Below are 25706 nucleotides of genomic sequence, written 5' to 3' on the forward strand. Positions count from 1 at the left end.
CGGTGGCGCGAGCGCTACCGGGCCTGCGATTCTATGCTCTTTTTGGCCGGGTAATCGACAATGGAAAAAAAACATAAGTACTGGGAAATCAAAGAGAGAATCAAAAAAGATATTCTCAATGAAGTCTACAAAAAGGGCGAAAGCATTCCGTCGGAGCGCGATCTTGCCGGTATTTATGACGTTACGCGCGTAACGGTTCAGAAAGCCATGGCGATGCTGGTACAGGAAGGGTATATCGAGCGTATCCACGGCAAGGGCATGTTTGTTTTAAAGAATACTGCCAGCAATATTTACATTCTGAATAATGAAAAGAGTGACAGTATTCTCGGGTTTTCCCGTGAATTTCAGGGGCGGGTCAACGTAACCAGCCGCTTGCTGACGTTGACGACCCTTCACGCCGACGCGGCGCTGGCACAGCACCTCGAAATTGCGCAGGGTGATGATGTCTGGTTTATTCGCCGTATCCGTTTACTGGACGGACAGCCGGTGTTAATTGAAGACAGCAATATTCCTCACAAGGTGGTTGCCACTGTTCCGCAGGCTATTCTCGAAGTGGGATCGCTGTATGGCTATATTGAAGACTTTACCGGTAAGAAAATCAGCGACGCCGATTCACTGATTGAAGCGGATCTTTTTGATGAGGAGCTGGCGGCCCATCTCAATATTCTGCCAGGCCAGCCGATGTTGAAAATTACCGAAGTCACGCGCCTCGATGACGGTAGAGCATTTAACTTCTCCATCAGCTACAACCGGGCAGATATTTTCCGCGTCAAGAATATGCACATCAAACGATAACAGGCGCATCAGCGCCTGTTTCTCTTTTACAGCTTAGCGGCTGCCGCTTTATCGACAATGATCCTTAACCGTGGGTGCGGCTTTAGCAGCGTCGCGGGAACCGCCGGGTCCGGTGCGGAATTGACGGTTGTTGCGATGATGTCGGCTTTTTTCTCGCCGCTTGCCATCAAAATAATGGCCCGTGAGGCCAGGATAGTCTTCATCCCCAGCGAAATGCCCTGACGGATATGACGCTGCTGGCCGAAGTATTTAACCGAAACGGCCTGCGTCACCGCATCCAGGTCCACGACGTGGCAACCGGTATCGAGGGCGGCGCCCGGTTCATTGAAGCCGATATGGCCGTTCATACCGATCCCCAACACAATGATGTCAGGCCCACCGTGGGCCGTAATAAAGTTATCCACACGCTGACACTCTTCCTCGGGGGATTGCGTCAGGCCATCAAAGAAACAGATCTGATCGTCGCGCAGGGCCAGGTGGCTGAAGAAATGGCCCCATACCATCTCCCGGCAGCTGCCTTTATCGGCCTGACCCAGCCCCAGCCACTCATCCAGGCCAACAAATGCCGCACGGGAAAAATCGACCTTACCCTGTTTGCTGGCGTGCACAAGCGCGGCAAAAACGCCCAGCGGCGTATCTCCACCCGCGATGCAAATCAGCGCATCGGGTTTTTGCGTAACGGTTTCAATGACCGCTTTCGCCACGGCGTCACTCAGCGCCGCATAATCGTCTGTCTGTTCTACGTTCATTGTGCGTCCTTACGTTTAGCATACTGGGGTAAATAACGGTGGTTGACCTCAAGATATTCATTAAGGATCTGTTCTGCCGCGGCGGCAGAAGGCACAAGGGGATTTACGCTCAGCGCCAGCAGCGCCGTGTCGTAATTTCCAGTGACAGCGGCCTCAACGGTGAGCTCTTCATAGGCCTTCACGCTCTGGATCAGGCCGCGGATCTTCACGGGCAGCCTGCCATAGGCGAGGGGATGCGCGCCGTTTCGGTCGATCATGGCGTTGGTTTCCAGCGTAACGTGATCCGGCAGATCGGGTGTTGTGCCCCTGTTAGGAACATTTACGACGTGGATCTCTTTTTTATCGTTATAAATAGCGCTGATGATCGAGCATGCAGTATCGGAGTACCAGGCGCCTCCGCGCTGCTCCAGCTCTTTCGGCTTGTGCGCGAGATGGGGATCCTGATAAAGCGTAAAAAGCCGTTGCTCAATTTCGCGCGTCTGCTCGCCGCGGGTTCCCTTAGTATTTGCATCGCGCAGCGCGGCGTCGGTCATCTCGCGGGTCAAAAAATAGTATTTGAGGTAGGAGATAGGGTACATGTGGAGTGCCCTGGCAAAGCGGGCACTAAACCCAATGTCCGGTATATTTTTCAGGGAGTTATTTGCGCTGCCCTCGGCCAGTTTTTCAATAAAGTCGTCAGTATAATCCTCTCCCTTGAGGAAAATTTGGTCGGCAAAAATAAGATGGTTCAGACCAATAATGCGTGCGTAAACGTCCGACTTCTGCACGCCGTAGGCTTTGGCGATGTCCATCATCATGCTGTTTGCGCCACTGCAAATGCCTATGGTCCGAATGGCCGAGTGGCGGGTGATTGCCTCGGTGACAATCCCGGCCGGGTTGGTGAAGTTAATCAGCCAGCCGTTCGGGCACCATCTTTCCATGTCCTTACAGATATCCAGCAGGACCGGGATCGTGCGTTGAGCTTTCATAAACCCGCCGGGACCTGTCGTCTCTTGCCCCAGAACGCCGTATTTTAGCGGGATTTTTTCATCGTTGATGCGGGCATCAAGAAAGCCGACACGCAGCTGCGTGGTGACAAAATCGGCATCTTTCAGCGCCTCTTCCCGATCGAGCGTCAGGTGGATATTCATTGGGAGCCCGGCTTCAGCTACCATGCGCTGGGCCAGCTTTCCGACAATCTCCAGCTTCTCTTTTCCCTCTTCAATATCCAGCAAATAATAATCGGTGACCGGCAGCTCTGCGTAGCGTTTGATAAAACCGTCGATCAATTCTGGCGTGTAGCTGGAGCCGCCGCCAATAGTGACAACCTTGAGCTTTTTCATCGTGGTTCCTTTTTACAAGATGGGGTCGGAAAGCGTGTCCGCGTTGCGGCGGGCATTCTCTTCGGCCGCTTCGGTTTCAAGTTGTTTGCGCTCGGCCAGTTTGAAAAACGGCAGCCAGACCAGGGCGGAAATAACCAGCGTGCAGACGGACCAGATCACGGCAGGGATATTGCCGCCGGTCACGAACCATGCGGCGAAAATCGGCGGCATGGTCCAGGGGATCTGTAAGACGGGGCGACCAATGATGTCGAAGTACATCAGCGACCAGGTTGAGATGCACAGGATCATCGGCGTCAGGGTAAACGGGATCATCAGCAGTGGGTTGAAGACTATCGGGCAACCGAAAATGACAGGTTCGTTAATACAAAATATCGCGGAGGGCAGGGAGAGCTTGCCCACTGATTTGTACAGCCGACTGCGGGAACGCAGCATGGCAATGACCAGCCCCATGGTCGCGCCCGTTCCGCCCAGGCACATAAAGACGATATAAAACCCGTCGGCGGTAATATGGGGAATGGGCTGATGATGCAGATAGGCCTGAGTATTTTCAGCGATGTATTTCAGGAAAATGGGACTGGTGATGCCGGAAAGCACGTTGTCGCCATGTATGCCGCAGCACCACAGCAGCGAAATCAGAAAAATAAGCACCAGCATGCCCGGCAGCGAACCGAGGCCGGAGACGAGCGGGCTGAGCAGCAGGGTGAAGAAGTGGTTGATATCAAAATTCAGGATGACCCTAATCAGCCAGATCAGAGTGATTGCTACCGCGGCGGGGATCAGGCTCGCAAAAGATTGCGCCACGGCAGGAGGCACGCCCTCCGGCAGGGTGATCACGACGTTGTGCCGGATAAAAAATCGCACGATGTGCACCGTCAAAATCGCCAGGATGATGGCAGAAAACAGCCCCGCCGCACCAAGATTGTCAACGTTGAGCTGATAGCTGTCGTTGAGTTGCGCCAGTAAGAAAACCACCAGCGTGACTATGCAGCAGGTGATAGCGTTGAGGTTGTACTCCTTCGCGAGGTTGTAGCTGATACCCACCGCAGAAATCAGCCCTATCGCACCAAAGGTAACGCCCACCGGGGCGCTGAGCTTTTCGGCAAACGGGCCAAGCCATTCACTCCAGCCGGGTATCGGTAGATTGGCGAGAATGAGAAACAGGCTACCGGTGATGGTGAAGGGTAAGGTCAGCGCAATACCGTTGCGCACGGCGACCAGTATTTTATTTTCGCCTACGCGAATCAGTACAGGAATGACTCTGTGCTCAAGAAATGTAATCACATTGCTTACTCCAGAAGAGATTTCTGCTCTCCCGCCGCTGTTGATGTTATCAGCTTTGCTGGCGGATTTTTCAACTGGTATATACCAGTTGAATGCAGTTTTTCACGGTTCTTTTAGCCTGTCAAACAGGCATGCAATGCGGTGCAGATGTGATTATTTGCCTGAAAATAAAGGGTTTTTGGAAGGGGTGAACGGTGGGGAGACGCTTCAGGGCAGGAAAATGAATCGCGGAACTGTGACGCTGGCTGCACTATTTCTGTAGGGCAGACGGGCCAGCGCGTTGCCAGCCCGGGAGGACATCAGGCTTCGTAGAAATTATAAATCCCCGCCGCCATCACCAGCGATGACGCCACTTCGTACGCTTTTTCGCGCCCGACCAGCAGGTCAATAATCTTCAGGCCAAAATCAATGGCGGTGCCAGGCCCCTGGCTGGTGAGCAGGTTAACACGCGGATCCCAGACCACGCGTTTATCCACCCACTGGTCTTCCGGAATTGTGTCCTTCAGGCCAGGGAAGCCGGTCATATTGCCGATGGGGAAAATGTCGTGCGGAACCAGCACCGTACCTGCGGCCGCACAGATTGCCGCGACGATACGCCCGGAAAGATGAAACTGACGAACGGTTTCAACCAGCAGCGGGCTGTCGCGGAAACACTCTGCACCCTTCAGCCCACCCGGCAAAACGATCATGTCGTAATCACCGTCCGCCACCTGTACAAGCGGTGCATCCGCCAGGATCTTCACCCCACGCGAGCAGGTAATCGCCAGACTTCCGTCGCTGGCGACGCTGGCGGTAGTAACCTTAATACCACCACGCACCATCAAATCAATGGTAGTGACTGCTTCTGTCTCTTCGCTACCAGGGGCGAGGCATACCAGTGCCGATGCGCTCATACTCACTCTCCTTTCGTTTTACTAACTCAAACAGACGGCTGTTTTCCGCAACGGTAATACCGTGTGCCCGGGCGCGTTTTAACAGATAACCGGTAATGTAATCAATTTCGGTATGCCGCATAGCCCGGATATCCTGCAACATTGAGGAGATATTTTCTGCCGTACTCTCAATGACCTGGTCGACATAATAACGTAAATCGGACTCTGAGGTGTGGTAGCCTTCGCGTTCAATGACGGCGGCAACTTCCCGGCAAATCAGCGCTACCCGATCGGGATGCTTGCGCAGTTCACCGTTAGGGCAATCCAGCAGGGCGGTCAGCGGATTGATCGCGCAGTTCACCGCCAGTTTGCGCCACAGTTCCGCGCGAATGTTATTGTGCCAGGCGACGTCAGGCAGCGTGCTTTGCAGGGTATCCGCAAGATAGCTGTAATCGCCGGGCTGTTCACGCGCAGGACCGATATGGGTGATACCACTGGCAACATGGATAATGACGTTACCGTCGCGACGTGCCGCGTGGGTGGTTGTCCCCATCAGCAGCGGTTGCCGGACAGATTTTAGCTCTTCAATGGTACCCATACCGTTGTGAATCAGCAGGATTGGCGTGCTTTCAGGTAACTGGGCGGCCAGGCTTTTCACCGCATCGGAGACCTGCCAGGCCTTCAGCGTGACCAGCAGCAAATCGCTGGTGGCAAGAAATTCCGGATCGTTTGCCGTCAAAGACTCGTTAAAAATTGAACCGTCTGTACCAATTACGTTCACACTGCAATAGGGCTGGGGAATTCGCAGCCAGCCCTGAACGTCGTGTCCCTGTTTGCATAGCGCTGTAAGCCAGAGTTGGCCAAGGGCTCCGCATCCAAGCACTGTTACTTTCATCGTTCCTCCTCACCTGCAACGGTGCCAGGTGCTATGACGCTAAGTATAGCGCCATCAGCTAAGCTTCTCGTTATGCCTCGTTGCGGGTATTATGCAACGCAACAAAAATGAAGGGAGAAGAAAAGATGCCATCTTTCGATATTGTTTCTGAAGTTGATTTGCAGGAAGCGCGTAACGGCGTAGAAAATGCTGTCCGTGAGGTTGAGTCACGTTTCGATTTTCGTGGCGTTGAGGCGACCATTGAACTGAACGACGCGAACAAGACGATCAAAGTCCTGAGCGAGTCTGATTTCCAGGTCAACCAGTTGCTGGATATCCTGCGCGCCAAGCTGCTCAAGCGCGGCATTGAAGGGACCTCACTCGATGTACCGGAAGATTTTGTTCACAGCGGCAAAACCTGGTTTGTGGAAGCGAAGCTGAAGCAGGGGATTGAGAGCGCGGTACAGAAAAAAATCGTTAAGCTTATCAAAGACAGTAAGCTCAAAGTGCAGGCGCAGATCCAGGGTGAAGAGATCCGCGTGACCGGAAAATCCCGTGATGACCTGCAATCCGTGATGGCGCTGGTGCGTGGCGGCGATCTCGGTCAGCCATTCCAGTTTAAAAACTTCCGCGATTAAGACAATCATGCCCGGCTAAACCGGGCATTTTTTCAGGCCTTCAGCGCCTGCTCCACCTCAAAGCGGTTAGTCACTTTGCTGTCAATTTTGACATAAGCACTGCGCTCTTCCGGGACAATCAGCACTTCGCTCACGCCCTCTGTCGCTTCCAGACGCTGTTTTAACGCGTCACCGATTGCCACGTCATCGGGAATTTCTACCCGCAGGCTACTCACATAGCGCGGCTCTTTCATGGTGCTGGCAACAAACAGCCAGAGCATCGCCAGCAGCGCACCGACGAGGAAAACGGTCTGGGAGTCAAACAGACCGTCCACCCAGCCGCCGAGCGACCCGCCGATCGCCACGCCGAGAAACTGGCTGGTGGAGTAAATGCCCATCGCGGTGCCTTTGTATCCTGCCGGAGACTCTTTGCTGATAAGCGACGGCAGCAGGGCTTCCATCAGATTAAACGCCAGGAAGAACAGCTGTACGCCGGCGATCAGTTCCCAGAAATGCGGGCCAGCGCCCCACAGCACAATCTCGGCAATCAGCAATAACGCCACGCAGCCCACGAAGACGCGTTTCATTTTGCGCTTCACTTCGGCGTAAATAATGAAGGGCACAACGGAGACAAACGAGATCAGCATTGTGACCAGATAAATTTTCCAGTGCTCTGCCGCCGGGAAACCTGCTGCGGCAAGTTGACCGGGCAGGGCGACGAAGGTGGACATCAGCAGAATGTGCAGGCACATAATGCCGAAGTTCAGCTTAAGCAGGCGCGGCTCGGCGATGACTTTGCTGAAGCAGCCTTTCACCATCCCGGATTCACGGTTGAGGACGTGGTTTTTACTGTCAGGCACAACCCACAGCGTGAGTGCGATCCCGATGGTCGCCAGCACCGCAATCATCCAGAACAGGGCGTGCAGGCCGAGCGCATGAGTGATAACAGGCCCCAGCACCATGGCGATGGCAAACGTGACGCCGAAGCTGACGCCGATAAACGCCATGGCTTTGGTGCGGTTTTGCTCGCGGGTTAAGTCTGACAGCAGCGCCATCACGGCGGCGGCAATCGCACCGGAACCTTGCAGGGCGCGCCCAAGAATAATTCCCCAGATGGAGTGGGAGAGGGCGGCGATGATGCTGCCAAGTACAAACACCAGCAGCCCGCCGACAATCAGCGGTTTGCGACCCACACGGTCGGAGAGCAGGCCAAAGGGGATCTGGAATATCGCCTGCGCCAGGCCGTAGATACCAATCGCCAGACCAATCAGCGCTTCGCTGGCACCCTGTAACGCCATGCCATATGTGGTCAGAACGGGCAGGACCATAAACATGCCAAGCATCCGCAGCGAGAAAACAGTCCCTAAACCCCAGGTCGCACGCAGTTCGCCTGGCGTCATTTTATAATCGTTCATTACCACCTCAGTTCAAAAGCAGGCCATAGTGTAGTGCGGGGAAGGGGCGGGGTAAATAAAGGCTTATTTAACAAATATTACATGCGTGATTAATGGATTTGGTGAATAAAAAAGGGTGCCGAAGCACCCTTTTCATCATCACATAAACTTACCAGACGTAAGTCAGCAGGTGTTGTGAATCTGGCACCATGAAGTCTACGGACATCATCACGGACAGGGAGGTGATGGCGACAATCGAGAACACAAACAGCTTGCGTGCCCAGACCTTGTCATCTTCCACTTTATAACCGCGCAGGGCCATGCCGAGCCACCATACGCTCACCGCAGCTGCTACCACCAGATATTTATATCCGGCGTAACCGCCCAGAGAGAGCATCAGCGTTGCCACGGCAAAAGCGATGATGTAGAGCGTAATGTGGTTCTTGGCAACCGAAATGCCTTTCACGACCGGCAGAACCGGAATGTTCGCCGCCTGATAATCCTTAAAGCGGAAAATCGCGATGGCGTAAGAGTGCGGCATCTGCCACAGGCTAAAGATAGCCAGCAGGATAGCCGCACCGCTGTCGAACTCGTTCGTGACGGCGCAGTAGCCAATCACCGGCGGCGCCGCGCCGGAGAGAGAACCAATCAGCGTGCCGTAGACGGAGTGACGTTTCATATACAGGCTGTAGACGCCCACATACACCACGAACCCCATCACCCCCAGCCAGCAGGCCAGCGGGTTTGCACCAAACCACAGCAGCATAAAGCCAGCAATACCCAGCAAGGTGGCGTACACCAGCGAGACGGAAGGAGCAATCAGGCCTTTAACCAGCACCCGATTTTTGGTCCTTTCCATCTTCTTGTCGATATCCATGTCGATGTAGTTGTTAAATACACAACCGGACGCAACCACCAGTGACACACCGACCAGCGTGTAAATAAAGAGGGTGTAATCAATGCTGCCTTTAGAGGCCAGCAGGAACCCTCCGATTACGGAGATCAGGTTGCCAAAGATGATGCCTGGTTTCGTGACTTGCAGGTATTGCTTAAACATACTCGCCGCTCTTAGTGAACCATCATGTTGTAGTTAAGGTTCCACATAATCCAGATGGAACCGACTACCAGGATAGCGATGATAATCACGGTAAAGATAAAGGCCGTCATGTTCCAGCCTTCATCGGACTTGGTGTTCATGTGCAGGAAGCAAACCAGATGCACCAGAATCTGAATCACCGCGGTCACCAGGATTGCGCCCAGGATAACCGGCTTAGATGCAGAACCGTTCATCACCATCCAGAACGGGATCACCGTCAGAATGATCGACAGGATGAAACCTGTCATGTAGGTTTTTACGCTGCCGTGGGAAGCGCCATGATCGTTAGAATGACTCATTACATCGCCCCCATCAGATAGACAACAGAGAACACACAGATCCATACCACGTCCAGGAAGTGCCAGAACAGGCTCAGGCACATAATACGGGTACGGTTAGTACTGGTCAGGCCGCGACGGGAGATCTGGAACATCAGCACCGCCATCCAGATCAGACCCGAGGTCACGTGCAGACCGTGGGTGCCTACCAGCGCGAAGAACGCTGACAGGAAGCCGCTACGATCCGGGCCGAAACCTTCCATGATCAGGTGATGGAATTCATAGATTTCCATCCCGATAAAGCCAGCACCAAACAGCCAGGTCAACGCCAGCCAGGAGACAACCTGGCTCTTGTTGTTTTTGTACATGGCGATAGCCGCCATGCCGTAGGTGATGGAGCTGAATAACAGCAGTGCGGTTTCAACCAGAACGAACGGCAGTTCAAAGATGTCCTTACCGGTCGGGCCGCCCGCTGTGCCGTTCACCAGAACGGCATAGGTTGCGAACAGACAGCAGAACAGGATGCAGTCGCTCATCAGGTAGATCCAGAAACCGAAGACTTTCGTCGGTCCTGTATCATGGTGCGCATGTTCATGCGCGTGGGCAGTTGAGTGCGCCAGAGTATCAGTTGCCATTTTTCAGCCCCGCTTTAGAAATCTCGTCAAAATGCTGGTTTTCCAGCTTTTCAACTTCACGGACTGGTACGTAGTAGTCCACGTCCTCGTCAAAGCTCTTCACAATCCAGCTGATTACGATGCCAGCGAAGCCAACAATCGCCATCCACCAGATGTGCCAGATCATTGCGAAACCAAATACCGTTGCGAAAGCGGCAATAACCATGCCCGCGGCGCTGTTTTTCGGCATATGGATCTCTTCGTAATGCTCAGGTTGCTTGTACGCTTCACCTTTTTCTTTCATTTCCCAGAATGCATCACGCTCGTGAATGTGCGGCACTACGGCAAAGTTATAGAACGGAGGCGGAGAAGAGGTCGCCCACTCCAGCGTACGGCCACCCCACGGGTCACCGGTCAGGTCGCGGTTCAGGTTACGGTCACGGATAGACACGTAGTACTGAATCAGCTGGCACAGAATACCGCAGGCAATCAGCGCTGCGCCGCCCGCTGCAACCATCAGCATTGGGTGGAACTGCGGATCGATCTGCTGGCTCAGACGACGGGTCATCCCCATGAAGCCCAGCACGTACAGCGGCATAAACGCCACGAAGAAGCCGATGATCCAGAACCAGAACGCGCGTTTACCCCATTTTTCGTTCAGGGTGAAACCGAACGCTTTTGGCCACCAGTAGGTCACACCAGCGAAGCAGCCGAAGACCACGCCACCGATGATAACGTTATGGAAGTGCGCAATCAGGAACAGACTGTTGTGCAGAACGAAGTCAGCACCTGGTACCGCCAGCAGTACGCCGGTCATCCCACCTACGGAGAAGGTCACGATGAAGCCGATGGTCCACAGCATAGCTGAGTGGAACACGATACGACCCTGGTACATGGTGAACAGCCAGTTGAAGATCTTAACCCCGGTCGGGATCGCGATAATCATGGTGGTAATACCGAAGAAGGCGTTTACGTTGGCACCCGCACCCATGGTGAAGAAGTGGTGCAGCCAGACGATGAACGACAGGACGGTAATACATACGGTTGCCCACACCAGAGAGGTGTAACCAAACAGGCGTTTACGCGAGAAGGTTGCCGCGATTTCGGAGAACACACCGAACACCGGCAGAACCAGGATGTACACTTCCGGGTGACCCCAGGCCCAAATCAAGTTGATGTACATCATCATGTTGCCACCCATATCATTCGTGAAGAAATGGGTGCCCAGATAGCGATCCAGGGTCAGCAGCGCGATGGTGACGGTCAGAATTGGGAACGACGCGATAATCAGGACGTTGGCGCACAGAGATGCCCAGGTAAATACTGGCATCTTGAACATCGTCATACCTGGTGCACGCATCTTCAGGATGGTCACGAAGAAGTTAATACCGGTCAGGGTGGTACCGACACCGGAGAGCTGAAGCGCCCAAATCCAGTAGTCAACGCCCACGCCCGGACTGTACTCAATTCCCGACAGCGGCGGGTAGGCCAGCCAGCCAGTCTGAGCAAATTCGCCCACACCCAGTGACAGGTTAACCAGGATAACGCCGACAACCGTGAACCAGAAGCTCAGGTTGTTCAGGAACGGGAACGCAACGTCGCGCGCGCCGATTTGCAGCGGAACGACCACGTTCATCAGACCGATTACCAGCGGCATCGCCACGAAGAAGATCATGATAACGCCGTGGGCGGTAAAGATCTGATCGTAGTGGTGCGGTGGCAGGAAGCCGGCTTCGCCCGCAGACGCAAGCGCCTGCTGGCTACGCATCATGATTGCATCCGCAAAGCCACGAATTAACATGACGATACCGACGATGCAGTACATGATACCGAGTTTTTTGTGGTCAACCGAAGTCAGCCACTCATTCCACAGGTAGCTCCACTTACCGAAGTAAGTGATCAGGCCAACTAAGGCCGCGCCACCAATGATAATTGCAGCCACCGTAACCATAATAATCGGTTCATGGTAGGGCACTGCATCCAGTGTCAATTTTCCGAACATTTTCTTCCTCGGCCCCTTAGTGAGCGGTTTCCGCGTGGCTCATGTCCATGCCTTCCATACCCTGGTGCGTGTTGTGCTCGCCTTCAGGCTGGGTCATGTCCATGCTCATGCCGTGATCCATAAATTTGCCAATAACGTCTTTGAACAGATTCGGTTTCACGTTAGAGAAGTACTCCACCTTGTTGTATTCGCTAGGTGCAGCCACTTTTTCGAACGCCGCCATGTCAGACATGGTGTTTGGAGACTGCTTCGCTTTTGCAACCCACTGGTCGAAAGTCGCGCGGTCTGGCGTAGCGATAGCTTTGAACTTCATACCCGAGAAGCCCGGGCCACTATAGCTGGCGGAGATACCGTCGTAGGTGCCTGCTTCATTCGCAATCAGGTGCAGGTTAGTCTGCATACCGGCCATCGCGTAAATCTGGCTGCCCAGACGTGGGATGAAGAAGGAGTTCATTACGGAGTTGGAGGTCACTTTGAACTGAACCGGAGTGTTCGCCGGGAAGGCGATTTCATTCACGGTAGCAATGCCCTGTTCTGGATAGATGAAGAACCATTTCCAGTCCATGGAGACCACTTCAATGGTAATAGGTTTTTCATCGTGAACCAGCGGTTTGCTCGGCTCAAGTGCGTGAGTGGTTTTCCAGGTCAGTACAGCAAGGAACAGGATGATCAGAATAGGTACCGTCCAGACCACAGCTTCCACTTTATTGGAGTGTGACCAGTTAGGGCTATACTTCGCATCTTTATTGCTCGCACGATACTTCCAGGCGAAACCAACAGCCATCAAGATGGCAGGAATAACCACAATCAACATCAGGCCAAAAGCCGTCAGTATCAATGAACGTTGTTCCAGTCCAATCTGTCCTTTGGGGTCTAGTAGTGCAGAATCGCAGCCACTGAGTAATACAGTGCCTGCGAATAATGACAACCATCCCAAACTTTTATTGTATTTCCTGAGTCTCATTTAACGACCTCAATTCCACGGGAGTCTGGTGGCGTTTAAAGTGTGGGGGCATTTTACGGGAAGGTTACATTACTGTAAACATCATTAGCCCTGTGTCAGGAAGGTGTTACCGGGTTCTGCCGCACATGTCACAAGTGTTGCAAATTATGTCGCGTTTTCCGGGGGAAGCCGCACGGAGCGGGCGTTATAACGAAAGGGTGCCCCAGCATACCGCAAAAGGGACAATTGGTATAACCATTGTGAAAAATACACAAATAATTAACAATTAATTATCAATAAAAAGACAACTAAAAAACGAAAATTCAATCTTTCGAATGCTGAATCGTTTAACGGAAAATAGCGTAGCGAAATAAGCTCCAATAATTTCCGAATGCTATCCCGCACAAAACAACAAATATTTTTTTTGCCGATGGCGGTTATTTCGCCGTTATAATTTCGTGTCGTTATTACAACGGGAAATAACCTTTCGCTTTTTACTTCATGTCATCTGCGTTTTCCGCAATGACATGAAATCCAGCATCCCACCGGTCAGGATACCCACGATGGCGAGTAACACCCCTGCATCAAGCAGCTGGGTTTCAAACGGAAGCGACAAGGTGGTCGTCGCATTCAAGATGAGTACCGCGAGCCACACTACCAGCGCAAGACAACCAGCCATCAGCAGACGCAGGGCAAACCGATAGGCAGCCTGATATTCCGTGCGCGGCATGAAGTGTTCCGTCCGCTGGGTATATTCCAGCGTCTGGCGACAGACCAGCAGCAATAAAATCCCCGGCACCGCCGCCACCACCGAGAAGAGATAAAACGTCGGCCAGCCGTGAGCTTCAACAAACCAGCCCGCGACGGGGCCAACGTATACGCGCCCGACGGCAGAAAGGGCAGACAGTAGCGCAAATTGGGTGGCGGAAAATGACTTATTGCACAGCGTCATCAGCAGGGCGACAAATGCCGCAGTGCCCATACCGCCACACAGGTTTTCAAAGAATACCGCCGTCGCCATGCTGATCATATGCTTGTCGGTGATCGACAGCAGCCAGTAACCGGCATTCGATGCGCCCTGAAGGATGCCGAAGATCAGCAGAGCGCGGAACAGCGTCAGGCGCTGCATCAATACACCGCCGTACAGCGCGCCGACGATCGTGGCAAACAGTCCCAGGGTTTTGTTCACCACGCCGACTTCGCCCGCATCAAACCCGACGCCGCGGATCAGGAAGGTGGTGGTCAGACTCATGGCGAAAGCGTCGCCAAGCTTATAAAGGACAATCAGCAGCAGGATCAGCCAGGCATTATTGCGACCAAAGAAGTCGCGGAGCGGTGCGGCGACGGCCTGCTCCAGCGAGCGGGGGACCGGAATCACATCGCTCGGTTCGGGCGCGAATAGCGTGGCAATAATGCAGGGGATCAGCAGAGCGGCCATCAGCCAGTACATTCCCTGCCAGCCGAGATAGCGGTCGGCAAGCCAGAGGGCCAGCCCGCCGGAAACCAGCATACCCAGGCGGTAGCCAAGCACGCTGATTGCCGCACCGGCGCCACGCTCTTCCGCTGGCAGGACGTCCGTCTTCCAGGCGTCAAAAACAATGTCCTGCGAAGCGGAACAGAAGGCGATGACTACCGCAAGCGCGGCCATCCAGCGCAGCTGTGTTGACGGCTCAAGGAAACCCATTGCGGCAATGGCCAGCAACAGCAGCACCTGCGTCATCACTAACCAGCCGCGACGGCGCCCGAGTAACGGTGGGGTATAGCGATCCATCACCGGCGACCACAGGAACTTAAAGACGTAAGCCTGGCCGACGAGCGAGAAGAAACCAATGGTTTTAAGATCGATGTTCTCAACCGTCATCCACGCCTGTAACGTGCCGGAGGTGAGCGCAAGCGGTAAACCGGAGGCGAAACCAAGGATCAGCAGAATAGCTGATTTCGGTTGCTGGAAAATACGTAAGTAGTGACTGGACATGTTCTTATGAACTGACCCGGTGAAGCACCGGGTCAGTCAGCAGGATTAACGGGCGTTCTGCTTGATGAAGTCGTGAATGCTGGTGTCCTGCGCCATGTCGGCAATAGTGTCAGTCAGCACGCTGTTAACCGCGTCAGCGATATTTTTGTTGGAGGCCTGGAATGCGCCTTCAACGGAATAGCTTGCACGGTAGTTTTTGTTCATTTTGTTGCCGTTCTTCGCGGTAGCGATGATGGCGATATCGGCTTTAGTCGCAATGTTGTAGCGAACGTTACCCTGGGAGACGTCAGCGTACAGGTTGTTCACGATGATTTGCAGATCAACCGCGCCGCTTGGGCCAATCATGTAGCCACGGGAGGTCATCTGTTTTTCCAGCACTTCCTGCAACAGGAAGCGCAGGTCGCGGGAGGCGGTTAGCGTGACCTGCTGGTTGTCGCGAGTCACTTTCGCCAGCGCCTGGTCCTGACGCTGATCGGCGCCATTAATGCTGACCGTGACGCCCATCAGGCTTGGATCCTGCTGAGGCAGGGTAATTTTTGGTGAAACGTCAATGGTCGTCGGCGGAGTCGCGCAGCCGGCGAGCATAAAGAGTGCTACCAACGGAAAGAAGAGTTTTTTTAACATTTTCGGGTTCTCAACGAATCGTAAGCAAAGAGAGAAAAATTGCCGCCATCATAACATCGCTAACGGCCAGGGGAAGTGGTCAACGCATGTAAATTCATCGCCTTGTCCGAAAACTGACCACCTTTCCGCTTTTCTCTGCCTGTAAGTGACAAAACGTATGAACCTCCTAGTGAACTTCATTCGTTTGGATGAGAAAATCAGACGAAAGCTAAATATTTGTTGTCAAGGTGTAATGGAACCGGTAAAAGCGGCTAATATTTAAAGGGATGGGTGACATCTTAGCGTTGTCGGAGGAGTGATTTCATGATGATACGTGAACAGATAGAAGAAAAATTAAGGGCAGCGTTCAACCCTGTGTTTCTCGAAGTTGTCGACGAAAGCTATCGTCATAACGTGCCGGCAGGTTCTGAAAGCCACTTTAAAGTGGTTCTGGTCAGCGATCGCTTCACGGGAGAACGTTTCCTGAACCGACACCGCTTGATCTACAGCACCTTGACGGAAGAACTCTCCACAACCGTACATGCGCTGGCGCTGCATACCTACACCATCAAGGAATGGGAAGGGCTACAGGATACGGTATTCGCATCACCGCCTTGTCGGGGTGCAGGCACCATCGCCTGATAAATCGGATTTGCAACCGCCGGAGTTTTTCCAGTATGTTGCTTACAGATTTCGTCAAAACGGCCTTCGGGCCGTTTTGTTTTGTCTGAGTTTTGAGCGGATGGCGCGTTTTTAAGGCTAAAAATAGCCTTAAAGTGTGAAAAAAGCCGCAGCAACTAGCTCCAACCGTTCTCGACTCACCTAAGTGATGCCGCTATAATGCCGCGTCTTATTGAATGTCTTCGGGATGATTCTGGCGACAGGGAATGTGAATCTGCACATAAGAGAGCATCCCGGTATAACAGACAGATTCAGAGTTGACCGAGCACTGTGATTTTTTTGAGGTAACAAGATGCAAGTTTCAGTTGAAACCACTCAAGGCCTTGGCCGCCGTGTAACGATTACTATCGCTGCTGACAGCATCGAAACTGCTGTGAAAAGCGAGCTGGTCAACGTAGCAAAAAAAGTACGTATTGACGGCTTCCGCAAGGGCAAAGTACCAATGAATGTTGTTGCTCAGCGTTATGGCGCTTCCGTGCGTCAGGATGTGCTGGGTGAACTGATGAGCCGCAACTTTATCGACGCGATCATCAAAGAAAAAATCAATCCAGCCGGCGCGCCGAACTACGTTCCAGGTGAATACAAGCAGGGCGAAGACTTCACCTACTCCGTAGAGTTCGAAGTGTACCCGGAAGTTGAGCTGAAAGGTCTGGAATCTATCGAAGTTGAAAAACCGATCGTTTCCGTGACTGACGAAGACGTTGACGGCATGCTGGATACCCTGCGTAAGCAGCAGGCGAACTGGAAAGAGAAAGAAGGCGCTGTTGACGCGGAAGACCGTGTAACCATCGACTTCACCGGTTCTGTAGACGGCGAAGAGTTCGAAGGCGGTAAAGCGTCTGACTTCGTACTGGCGATGGGCCAGGGTCGTATGATCCCAGGCTTCGAAGACGGTATCAAAGGCCACAAAGCGGGCGAAGAGTTCACCATTGACGTGACCTTCCCTGAAGAATACCACGCTGAAAACCTGAAAGGTAAAGCAGCGAAGTTCGTTATCAACCTGAAGAAAGTGGAAGAGCGCGAACTGCCAGAGCTGACTGAAGAATTCATCAAGCGTTTCGGCGTGGAAGATGGTTCTGTTGCGGGCCTGCGTACCGAAGTGCGTAAAAACATGGAGCGCGAGCTGAACGGCGCTGTACGTAACCGCGTGAAGTCTCAGGCGATTGAAGGTCTGGTGAAAGCGAACGACATCGACGTTCCTGCTGCCCTGATCGACAGCGAAATCGACGTTCTGCGCCGTCAGGCCGCACAGCGCTTCGGTGGCAACCAGCAGCAAGCGATGGAACTGCCACGCGAGCTGTTCGAAGAGCAAGCGAAACGTCGCGTTGTTGTCGGCCTGCTGCTGGGCGAAGTGATTCGTACCCACGAGCTGAAAGCTGACGAAGAGCGTGTGAAAGGCCTGATCGAAGAGATGGCTTCTGCATACGAAGATCCATCAGAAGTGATCGAGTTCTACGGTAAGAACAAAGAGCTGATGGACAACATGCGCAACGTCGCACTGGAAGAGCAGGCTGTTGAAGCGGTACTGGCGAAAGCGAAAGTGACCGAAAAAGAGACCTCTTTCACCGAACTGATGAACCAGCAGGCGTAATTTCGCCCCGACGGTTTAAAGTTTGAACAAAAAACCCGTTGCCCTCCGGCGACGGGTTTTTTTTATCACAGCTTTAGTCCTGGAAGGGTGCTAAAACGCCCTTTCAGTGTTAGCGTTACAACAAAACGTTGTTATGCTTGAAATAGGGCATAACGACCCCCATTAGTATGTAATCACGATGATTGAGACTGGCTGATAATCCGTCCATAAGGTTACAATCAGTACAGCAGGTGTTTTCAATTTTGAACCAGGAGACGGAAATGTCATACAGTGGCGAACGAGATAACTTTGCACCCCATATGGCGCTGGTGCCAATGGTTATTGAACAGACCTCACGCGGTGAGCGTTCTTTCGATATCTATTCCCGTCTACTCAAGGAACGCGTTATCTTTCTGACCGGCCAGGTGGAAGACCATATGGCTAACCTGATCGTGGCGCAGATGCTGTTCCTGGAAGCGGAAAACCCGGAAAAAGACATTTACCTGTACATCAACTCGCCAGGCGGTGTGATTACGGCGGGCATGTCAATTTATGACACCATGCAATTCATCAAGCCGGATGTCAGCACCATCTGTATGGGGCAGGCGGCATCCATGGGTGCTTTCCTGTTAACCGCAGGGGCGAAAGGTAAGCGTTTCTGCCTGCCTAACTCGCGCGTGATGATTCACCAGCCGCTGGGTGGTTACCAGGGCCAGGCGACGGATATTGAAATCCACGCCCGAGAAATTCTGAAAGTAAAAGCGCGCATGAATGAACTTATGGCGCAGCATACGGGTCAACCTCTCGAGCAGATCGAGCGCGATACCGAGCGCGATCGCTTCCTCTCTGCACCAGAGGCAGTTGAGTACGGCTTAGTCGACTCCATTTTGACCCATCGTAATTGATGCCCGCGACGCGAGTGTGCCGCTATACTAAGGTAGGGCGGCACGTTGCCTGTAAGCAGCTTGCGTCTGAGAATGGCATTTGCGTCGTCATGTGCGGCACATAGAACTTAAAAAAGAGGTTTGGACTCATGACAGATAAACGCAAAGATGGTTCGGGCAAACTGCTGTACTGCTCTTTTTGCGGCAAAAGCCAGCATGAAGTGCGTAAACTGATTGCCGGGCCGTCCGTGTATATCTGCGACGAATGCGTCGATTTATGTAACGACATCATTCGCGAAGAGATTAAAGAAGTCGCGCCGCACCGTGAGCGCAGCGCGTTACCAACGCCACACGAGATTCGCCACCACCTGGACGACTATGTCATTGGTCAGGAGCAGGCGAAAAAAGTGCTGGCGGTGGCGGTATACAACCACTACAAACGTCTGCGTAACGGCGATACCAGCAATGGCGTAGAGCTGGGCAAAAGTAACATTCTGCTGATCGGGCCTACGGGTTCCGGTAAAACCCTGCTGGCGGAAACGCTGGCGCGCCTGCTGGATGTTCCGTTCACCATGGCGGATGCCACCACCCTGACCGAAGCCGGTTATGTGGGTGAAGACGTTGAAAATATTATCCAGAAGCTGCTCCAGAAGTGCGATTACGACGTACAGAAAGCCCAGCGCGGGATCGTCTATATCGATGAGATCGACAAAATCTCCCGTAAATCAGACAACCCGTCGATCACCCGTGACGTCTCGGGCGAGGGCGTGCAGCAGGCGCTGCTGAAGCTGATTGAAGGTACGGTTGCGGCTGTTCCACCGCAGGGTGGGCGTAAACATCCGCAGCAGGAATTCTTGCAGGTTGATACCTCCAAGATCCTGTTTATCTGTGGTGGTGCGTTTGCAGGCCTGGATAAAGTGATCTCTCACCGTGTGGAAACCGGCTCCGGCATTGGTTTTGGCGCAACGGTGAAAGCCACGTCTGAAAAACCAAACGAAGGCCAGCTGCTGGCGCAGGTTGAACCGGAAGATCTGATCAAATTCGGTTTGATTCCAGAATTTATCGGCCGTCTGCCGGTTGTGGCGACCCTGAACGAACTGAGCGAAGACGCGCTGATTCAGATCCTGAAAGAGCCGAAAAACGCGCTGACCAAGCAGTATCAGGCGCTGTTTAATCTGGAAGGCGTTGAGCTGGAATTCCGTGACGAAGCACTGGACGCGATTGCCAAGAAAGCGATGGCGCGTAAAACCGGTGCCCGTGGCCTGCGTTCTATCGTAGAAGCAGCATTGCTCGACACGATGTACGATCTTCCTTCTATGGAAGACGTTGAAAAAGTCGTGATCGACGAGTCCGTCATTGGTGGCCAGTCCAAGCCGTTACTGATTTACGGTAAACCGGAAGCGCAGCAGGCATCTGGCGAATAATTCACCATTTCATACAATCAGTTAATCAAAAAGGGGGGATTTTATCTCCCCTTTACTTTTTCCGTATTCATGGCGTTGAATGTATGGGAAACATCCCCATATACTGGATTACATGTTAATGGTTGTGTGAAGCACAGTTACATGACCAGTTTACCTGGCGGACACTAAACTAAGAGAGAGCTCTATGAATCCTGAGCGTTCTGAACGCATTGAAATCCCCGTATTGCCGTTGCGCGATGTGGTGGTTTATCCGCACATGGTCATACCCTTATTTGTAGGGCGGGAAAAATCTATCCGTTGCCTCGAAGCCGCCATGGATCATGATAAAAAAATCATGTTGGTCGCGCAGAAGGAAGCATCAACGGATGAGCCGGGTGTAAACGATCTTTTCACCGTCGGGACCGTGGCCTCTATTTTGCAGATGCTGAAGCTGCCAGACGGCACCGTGAAGGTGCTGGTGGAAGGCTTACAGCGTGCGCGTATTACCACTCTGTCAGACGATGGCGAACACTTCTCTGCGAAGGCAGAGTACCTTGATTCACCGGAACTTGATGAGCGCGAACAGGAAGTGCTGGTACGCACCGCGATCAGCCAGTTCGAAGGCTACATCAAGCTGAATAAGAAAATCCCACCTGAAGTGCTGACGTCGCTGAACAGCATCGACGATCCTGCACGTCTGGCGGATACCATCGCTGCGCACATGCCGCTGAAGCTGGCTGACAAACAGTCCGTGCTGGAAATGTCCGACGTTAACGAACGTCTGGAATACCTGATGGCGATGATGGAGTCTGAGATCGATCTGCTCCAGGTTGAGAAGCGCATTCGCAACCGCGTCAAAAAGCAGATGGAAAAATCGCAGCGTGAGTACTATCTGAACGAGCAAATGAAAGCCATTCAGAAAGAGCTCGGCGAGATGGACGATGCGCCGGATGAAAACGAAGCGCTGAAGCGTAAGATCGACGCGGCGAAGATGCCGAAAGAGGCGAAAGAGAAAGCCGAAGCTGAGTTGCAGAAGCTGAAAATGATGTCTCCGATGTCGGCAGAGGCGACCGTCGTGCGCGGCTATATTGAGTGGATGGTGCAGGTTCCGTGGAATGCCCGCAGCAAGGTCAAAAAAGACCTGCGTCAGGCGCAGGAAATCCTCGATACCGACCACTACGGCCTGGAACGCGTGAAAGACCGCATTCTTGAGTACCTCGCGGTACAAAGCCGTGTGAACAAAATCAAAGGCCCAATTCTGTGCCTGGTAGGGCCTCCAGGCGTGGGTAAAACCTCTCTGGGTCAGTCCATCGCCAAAGCGACCGGACGTAAGTATATCCGTATGGCGCTGGGCGGCGTACGCGATGAAGCGGAAATCCGCGGTCACCGCCGTACCTACATCGGTTCTATGCCGGGCAAGCTGATCCAGAAGATGGCGAAAGTGGGGGTTAAAAACCCGCTGTTCCTGCTGGATGAGATCGACAAAATGTCTTCGGACATGCGTGGCGATCCGGCGTCGGCGTTGCTGGAAGTGCTTGATCCAGAACAGAACGTGGCGTTCAGCGATCACTACCTGGAAGTGGACTACGACCTGAGCGATGTGATGTTCGTGGCGACTTCCAACTCCATGAACATTCCGGCCCCGCTGCTGGACCGTATGGAAGTGATCCGTCTCTCCGGTTATACCGAAGATGAGAAGCTGAACATCGCTAAGCAGCACCTGCTGCCGAAACAGATTGAGCGTAACGCGCTGAAAGCCAACGAGCTGACCGTCGAGGACAGCGCGATTATTGGCATCATTCGCTATTACACCCGTGAAGCGGGCGTGCGTAGCCTTGAGCGTGAAATCTCCAAACTGTGTCGTAAAGCGGTGAAACAGCTGCTGCTGGATAAGAGCCTGAAACACATTGTGATTAACGGCGACAATCTGCATGCGTACCTGGGCGTTCAGCGCTTCGACTATGGTCGCGCAGACAACGAAAACCGCGTTGGTCAGGTGACCGGTCTGGCATGGACGGAAGTGGGCGGCGATCTGCTGACCATCGAAACCGCCTGTGTCCCGGGCAAAGGCAAGCTGACCTACACCGGTTCGCTGGGTGAAGTGATGCAGGAGTCCATCCAGGCGGCGCTGACCGTGGTGCGCGCGCGTGCGGAAAAACTGGGTATCAACCCGGATTTCTACGAAAAACGCGACATTCACGTTCACGTTCCGGAAGGGGCGACGCCGAAAGATGGCCCAAGCGCGGGTATTGCCATGTGTACGGCGCTGGTTTCCTGCCTGACAGGGAACCCGGTTCGTGCTGATGTGGCCATGACCGGTGAAATTACGCTGCGTGGTCAGGTACTGCCTATCGGCGGGTTAAAAGAAAAACTGCTGGCGGCACACCGCGGTGGGATCAAAACCGTATTGATCCCTTACGAAAATAAACGCGATCTGGAAGAGATTCCGGACAACGTTATTGCCGATTTGCAGATCCATCCGGTGAAACGCATTGAGGAAGTTCTGACTCTCGCACTGCAAAATGAACCGTCCGGAATGCAGGTTGTAACCGCAAAATAGTGACCTCGCGCAAAGAGCGCCAATAAAAACAAGGCTGGTAAGTCATTTCGTACTTGCCAGCCTTTTTTTGTATAGCTAATTTAGATTGCTGATTGGGTTAGCCATCAACAACGGGTGTTGTAAGGTCATAGCAGGACTGATATAACTGCTGCGCGGTCGCGCTGTGAAGGATTCAGGTGCGATATAAATTATAAAGAGAGGAAGAGAACAGTGAATAAATCTCAACTGATTGACAAAATTGCTGCGGGTGCTGATATTTCTAAAGCTGCAGCGGGACGTGCTTTAGATGCTTTAATTGCTTCTGTTACTGAATCTCTGCAAGCTGGGGACGACGTTGCACTGGTAGGCTTCGGTACTTTTGCGGTTAAAGAGCGTGCAGCCCGTACTGGCCGCAACCCTCAAACCGGTAAAGAGATCACCATTGCTGCCGCTAAAGTGCCGGGTTTCCGTGCAGGTAAAGCGCTGAAAGACGCAGTAAACTGATTGCTTTCCCGCTCCAGGGAAGCTGAAAAGTACAAGGGCGCATCGTTTGATGTGCCTTTTTTGTTTGTCCAGACCTGATTTGTGCGAGTTTATGCGAGTTGTGGGCTGACAATTGCCCTGTTTTCTTGTCACAATACGCCTTTACGCGCGACGGTCAGGATTTTCCGTCAGCGTCAGGTAACCAGTCACCTACAGCGGAGTGTTGTTACACCATGATGGACAGCTTACGCACGGCTGCTAACAGTCTCGTGCTCAAGATTATTTTCGGTATCATTATCGTGTCGTTCATATTGACCGGTGTGAGTAGTTACCTCATCGGCGGTGGCGCGAACTACGCCGCAAAAGTGAATGGCCAGGAAATTAGCCGTGGGCAGTTTGAGAACGCTTTTGCTGGTGAACGTAACCGCATGCAGCAGCAACTGGGCGACCAATACTCTGAACTTGCAGCCAACGAAGGCTATATGAAAAACCTGCGTCAGCAGACGCTGAACCGCCTTATCGACGAAGCGCTGCTGGATCAGTACGCGAAAAGCCTCGGTCTGGGCATCAGCGATGAGCAGGTTAAAAAAGCCATCTTCTCGACGCAGGCTTTCCAGTCTAATGGGAAGTTCGACAACGCGCGTTACAACAGCATTGTTAACCAGATGGGTATGACGGCTGACCAGTACGCTCAGGCGCTGCGTAACCAGTTGACCACGCAACAGCTGATCAACGCGGTGGTGGGCACCGATTTCATGCTGAAAGGCGAAACTGAAGAGCTGGCGGCACTGGTGGCGCAGCAACGCGTGGTGCGTGAAGCGACGATTGATGTCAACGCACTGGCAGCGAAACAGCAGGTTAGCGACGCTGAAGTTAATGCTTACTACGAGCAAAACAAGAACAACTTCATCTCTCCGGAACAGTTCCGCGTAAGCTATATCAAGCTGGATGCAGCTGCGATGCAGGAAAACGCGACTGACGCCGAGATCCAGTCTTATTACGACCAGCATCAGGATCAGTTCACTCAGCCGCAGCGTAACCGTTACAGCGTGATCCAGACCAAAACGGAAGCAGAAGCGAAAGCCGTGCTGGACGAGCTGAATAAAGGCGCTGATTTCGCCACCTTAGCGAAAGCAAAATCCACCGACATTATTTCTGCCAAAAACGGTGGTGATATGGGCTGGCTGGAAGAGTCCACTACCCCGGACGAGCTGAAAAATGCAGGCCTGAAAGAGAAAGGCCAACTGTCTGGTGTAATCAAATCCTCCGTCGGCTTCCTGGTGGCGCGTCTGGACGATGTTGTGGCGGCGAAAACCAAGCCGCTGGCTGACGTTCGTGATGATATCGCTGCGAAAGTGAAGCAGGAGAAAGCGCTGGACGCCTTCTATGCTCTGCAACAGAAAGTGAGCGATGCCGCAAGCAACGACAACGAATCACTGGCGGGCGCTGAGCAGGCTGCTGGCGTGAAAGCGGTTGAGACGGGCTGGTTCAGCCACGAAAACCTGCCGGAAGAACTGAACTTCAAACCGGTTTCAGATGCCATTTTCAATGGTGGTCTGGTCGGTGAGAACGGTACGCCGGGCAGCAACTCAGACATCATTACCGTTGATGGTGACCGAGCGTTCGTACTGCGCGTCAGCGAGCACAAAGCCGAGGCAGTGAAGCCCCTGGCGGAAGTGAAAGATCAGGTGGTGGCGCTGGTCAAACACAACAAAGCGGCACAGCAGGCAAAACTGGATGCAGAGAAAATTCTGGCCGATCTGAAAGCCGGTAAGAACGATGCGCTGAAAGCGGCTGGCCTGAGCTTTGGCGAAGCAAAAACGCTGAGCCGTACCGGTCAGGACCCTGTCAGCCAGGCGGCGTTTGGTCTGAGTCTGCCGGCGAAAGACAAACCTGTCTATGGTACCACGACCGATATGCAGGGTAACGTGGTGCTTCTGGCGCTGGATGAAGTAAAAGCCGGTACGCTGCCAGACGCGCAGAAGAAGGCCATGGTTCAGGGAATTACCCAGAACAATGCCCAGATTGCTTTCGAAGCGATGATGAGCAACCTGCGTAAAGAAGCCAAAATCAAACTGGGTGATGTGGTCACTCAGGAGCAATAATTACGTATCTGCTCGCAGATTTTCGTAACGCTCTGCAAAAATTAAAGGCCGCTTTCGCGGCCTTTTCCATTTCTGCAATCTGTTGTTTGTCCCTGTTTTCCCGTGCGGTTATCGTGGTGTGGCTGTCAACAAACAAGGAGAAAACAGCATGAAATGTGGAATCAAAGCACTGTTAATTACACTGGCTATTGCCACTTCCGGGATGAGTGCAGGCGCGCTGGCGGCGTCCCCCTCGGCTAAAGCGCAGGCTGCACAAAACCAGGCCGATGCATCGTCACAAGGTCATGTTAAAGCCAACGCGACGGCCAGCACGAAAGCCATTGAGGACGAGGGTACGCGGGTCAGTATCAATACTGCCTCTGCGGACGATCTTGCCCGCGTTATGAATGGCGTGGGCCTAAAAAAAGCGCAGGCCATCGTCAGCTATCGTGAAGAGTATGGCCCTTTCAAAACCCTTGACGATCTCAAGCAGGTGCCGGGTATGGGCAGCGCGCTGGTTGAGCGCAATCTCGCACACCTGACGCTGTAATCGCGTAATCACTTGCACTGAGGCAAAAATTTGCCAGGATAAAGAGGTCATACCAGTTATGACCTCTGAACCTATAACAACGTAAGGCTATTGCGCT

Annotated in this window: 23 protein-coding genes; 10 read left to right on the top strand and 13 right to left on the bottom strand. The window is 53.1% G+C overall.

Annotated elements, in window-relative coordinates:
• The first annotated feature begins 60 nt into the window (after window positions 1–60).
• On the top strand, window positions 61–795 hold the full coding sequence (locus RS584_RS04910; protein WP_023296016.1) for a GntR family transcriptional regulator: 735 nt from the start codon (window positions 61–63) through the stop codon (window positions 793–795).
• A gap of 26 nt (window positions 796–821) precedes the next feature.
• On the opposite strand, the gene RS584_RS04915 is transcribed toward RS584_RS04910, so the two are convergent.
• The 5 genes from RS584_RS04915 to panE all read right to left on the bottom strand — a co-directional run bounded on the left by RS584_RS04915 (window position 822) and on the right by panE (window position 5914).
• The gene (locus tag RS584_RS04915) at window positions 822–1544 is read right to left on the bottom strand and encodes a glucosamine-6-phosphate deaminase (protein ID WP_023296017.1); all 723 of its coding nucleotides are present in this window, start codon (window positions 1542–1544) and stop codon (window positions 822–824) included.
• Complete coding sequence (locus RS584_RS04920; protein ID WP_015571289.1) at window positions 1541–2866, bottom strand: 6-phospho-beta-glucosidase; 1326 nt, start codon at window positions 2864–2866, stop codon at window positions 1541–1543. The genes RS584_RS04915 and RS584_RS04920 overlap by 4 nt, the downstream gene beginning before the upstream one ends.
• 12 nt (window positions 2867–2878) lie before the next feature.
• The gene (locus RS584_RS04925) at window positions 2879–4147 is read right to left on the bottom strand and encodes a PTS sugar transporter subunit IIC (protein WP_017694419.1); all 1269 of its coding nucleotides are present in this window, start codon (window positions 4145–4147) and stop codon (window positions 2879–2881) included.
• A gap of 299 nt (window positions 4148–4446) precedes the next feature.
• Window positions 4447–5040 (bottom strand): protein deglycase YajL, encoded by a 594-nt coding sequence (yajL, locus tag RS584_RS04930; RefSeq protein ID WP_015571288.1) that lies wholly within the window; start codon window positions 5038–5040, stop codon window positions 4447–4449.
• Window positions 5003–5914: a 2-dehydropantoate 2-reductase gene (gene panE / locus RS584_RS04935; RefSeq protein WP_023296020.1), complete on the bottom strand. Its 912-nt coding sequence runs from the start codon at window positions 5912–5914 to the stop codon at window positions 5003–5005. The genes yajL and panE overlap by 38 nt, the downstream gene beginning before the upstream one ends.
• A 125-nt stretch (window positions 5915–6039) precedes the next feature.
• Between panE and RS584_RS04940 the strand changes: the two genes are divergently transcribed.
• The gene (locus RS584_RS04940) at window positions 6040–6531 is read left to right on the top strand and encodes a YajQ family cyclic di-GMP-binding protein (protein WP_017383179.1); all 492 of its coding nucleotides are present in this window, start codon (window positions 6040–6042) and stop codon (window positions 6529–6531) included.
• Between the two features lie 32 nt (window positions 6532–6563).
• On the opposite strand, the gene RS584_RS04945 is transcribed toward RS584_RS04940, so the two are convergent.
• The 8 genes from RS584_RS04945 to RS584_RS04980 form a co-directional block, all read right to left on the bottom strand.
• Window positions 6564–7925 (bottom strand): MFS transporter, encoded by a 1362-nt coding sequence (locus tag RS584_RS04945; protein WP_252010929.1) that lies wholly within the window; start codon window positions 7923–7925, stop codon window positions 6564–6566.
• Between the two features lie 148 nt (window positions 7926–8073).
• Window positions 8074–8961: a heme o synthase gene (gene cyoE, locus RS584_RS04950; RefSeq protein WP_315749037.1), complete on the bottom strand. Its 888-nt coding sequence runs from the start codon at window positions 8959–8961 to the stop codon at window positions 8074–8076.
• 11 nt (window positions 8962–8972) lie between these two features.
• Window positions 8973–9299 carry a cytochrome o ubiquinol oxidase subunit IV gene (locus tag RS584_RS04955; RefSeq protein WP_006809888.1) on the bottom strand — a complete coding sequence of 109 codons (327 nt, stop codon included), beginning with the start codon at window positions 9297–9299 and terminating at the stop codon, window positions 8973–8975.
• Window positions 9299–9913: a cytochrome o ubiquinol oxidase subunit III gene (locus RS584_RS04960; RefSeq protein WP_003859057.1), complete on the bottom strand. Its 615-nt coding sequence runs from the start codon at window positions 9911–9913 to the stop codon at window positions 9299–9301. Before RS584_RS04960 ends, RS584_RS04955 begins: the two co-directional genes overlap by 1 nt.
• Complete coding sequence (gene cyoB, locus RS584_RS04965; RefSeq protein ID WP_017383189.1) at window positions 9903–11894, bottom strand: cytochrome o ubiquinol oxidase subunit I; 1992 nt, start codon at window positions 11892–11894, stop codon at window positions 9903–9905. Before cyoB ends, RS584_RS04960 begins: the two co-directional genes overlap by 11 nt.
• A gap of 16 nt (window positions 11895–11910) precedes the next feature.
• The gene (cyoA, locus tag RS584_RS04970; protein WP_006809886.1) at window positions 11911–12858 is read right to left on the bottom strand and encodes a cytochrome o ubiquinol oxidase subunit II; all 948 of its coding nucleotides are present in this window, start codon (window positions 12856–12858) and stop codon (window positions 11911–11913) included.
• Between the two features lie 478 nt (window positions 12859–13336).
• The gene (gene ampG / locus RS584_RS04975; protein ID WP_315749038.1) at window positions 13337–14812 is read right to left on the bottom strand and encodes a muropeptide MFS transporter AmpG; all 1476 of its coding nucleotides are present in this window, start codon (window positions 14810–14812) and stop codon (window positions 13337–13339) included.
• A gap of 45 nt (window positions 14813–14857) precedes the next feature.
• Window positions 14858–15436, bottom strand: coding sequence for a lipoprotein (locus tag RS584_RS04980; protein ID WP_003859052.1), 579 nt, complete (start codon window positions 15434–15436; stop codon window positions 14858–14860).
• A 303-nt stretch (window positions 15437–15739) separates the two neighbouring features.
• On the opposite strand from RS584_RS04980, the gene bolA reads away from it, so the two are divergent.
• The 8 genes from bolA (at window position 15740) to RS584_RS05020 (ending at window position 25609) form a co-directional block, all read left to right on the top strand.
• A complete protein-coding gene (gene bolA, locus RS584_RS04985) occupies window positions 15740–16057 on the top strand; it encodes a transcriptional regulator BolA (protein ID WP_003859051.1) in 318 nt (105 codons plus the stop codon).
• 331 nt (window positions 16058–16388) lie between these two features.
• The gene (gene tig / locus RS584_RS04990; RefSeq protein ID WP_015571277.1) at window positions 16389–17687 is read left to right on the top strand and encodes a trigger factor; all 1299 of its coding nucleotides are present in this window, start codon (window positions 16389–16391) and stop codon (window positions 17685–17687) included.
• Window positions 17688–17947: 260 nt separating this feature from the next.
• Entirely contained in the window at window positions 17948–18571 is a 624-nt protein-coding gene (gene clpP / locus RS584_RS04995) for an ATP-dependent Clp endopeptidase proteolytic subunit ClpP (protein WP_006809880.1), read from the top strand.
• 128 nt (window positions 18572–18699) lie between these two features.
• Entirely contained in the window at window positions 18700–19974 is a 1275-nt protein-coding gene (gene clpX / locus RS584_RS05000) for an ATP-dependent protease ATP-binding subunit ClpX (protein WP_015571275.1), read from the top strand.
• 184 nt (window positions 19975–20158) lie between these two features.
• Window positions 20159–22513 carry an endopeptidase La gene (gene lon, locus RS584_RS05005; protein ID WP_014882775.1) on the top strand — a complete coding sequence of 785 codons (2355 nt, stop codon included), beginning with the start codon at window positions 20159–20161 and terminating at the stop codon, window positions 22511–22513.
• Window positions 22514–22723: 210 nt separating this feature from the next.
• Window positions 22724–22996, top strand: coding sequence for a nucleoid-associated protein HU-beta (hupB, locus tag RS584_RS05010; RefSeq protein ID WP_002444653.1), 273 nt, complete (start codon window positions 22724–22726; stop codon window positions 22994–22996).
• Window positions 22997–23208: 212 nt separating this feature from the next.
• On the top strand, window positions 23209–25080 hold the full coding sequence (gene ppiD / locus RS584_RS05015) for a peptidylprolyl isomerase (protein WP_032670485.1): 1872 nt from the start codon (window positions 23209–23211) through the stop codon (window positions 25078–25080).
• Window positions 25081–25228: 148 nt separating this feature from the next.
• On the top strand, window positions 25229–25609 hold the full coding sequence (locus RS584_RS05020; RefSeq protein ID WP_047063244.1) for a helix-hairpin-helix domain-containing protein: 381 nt from the start codon (window positions 25229–25231) through the stop codon (window positions 25607–25609).
• Window positions 25610–25706 lie beyond the last annotated feature (97 nt).

Origin of the sequence: Enterobacter sp. DTU_2021_1002640_1_SI_PRY_ASU_LCPMC_013 (assembly GCF_032389435.1) — a bacterium.
GTDB lineage: Bacteria > Pseudomonadota > Gammaproteobacteria > Enterobacterales > Enterobacteriaceae > Enterobacter > Enterobacter hormaechei_C.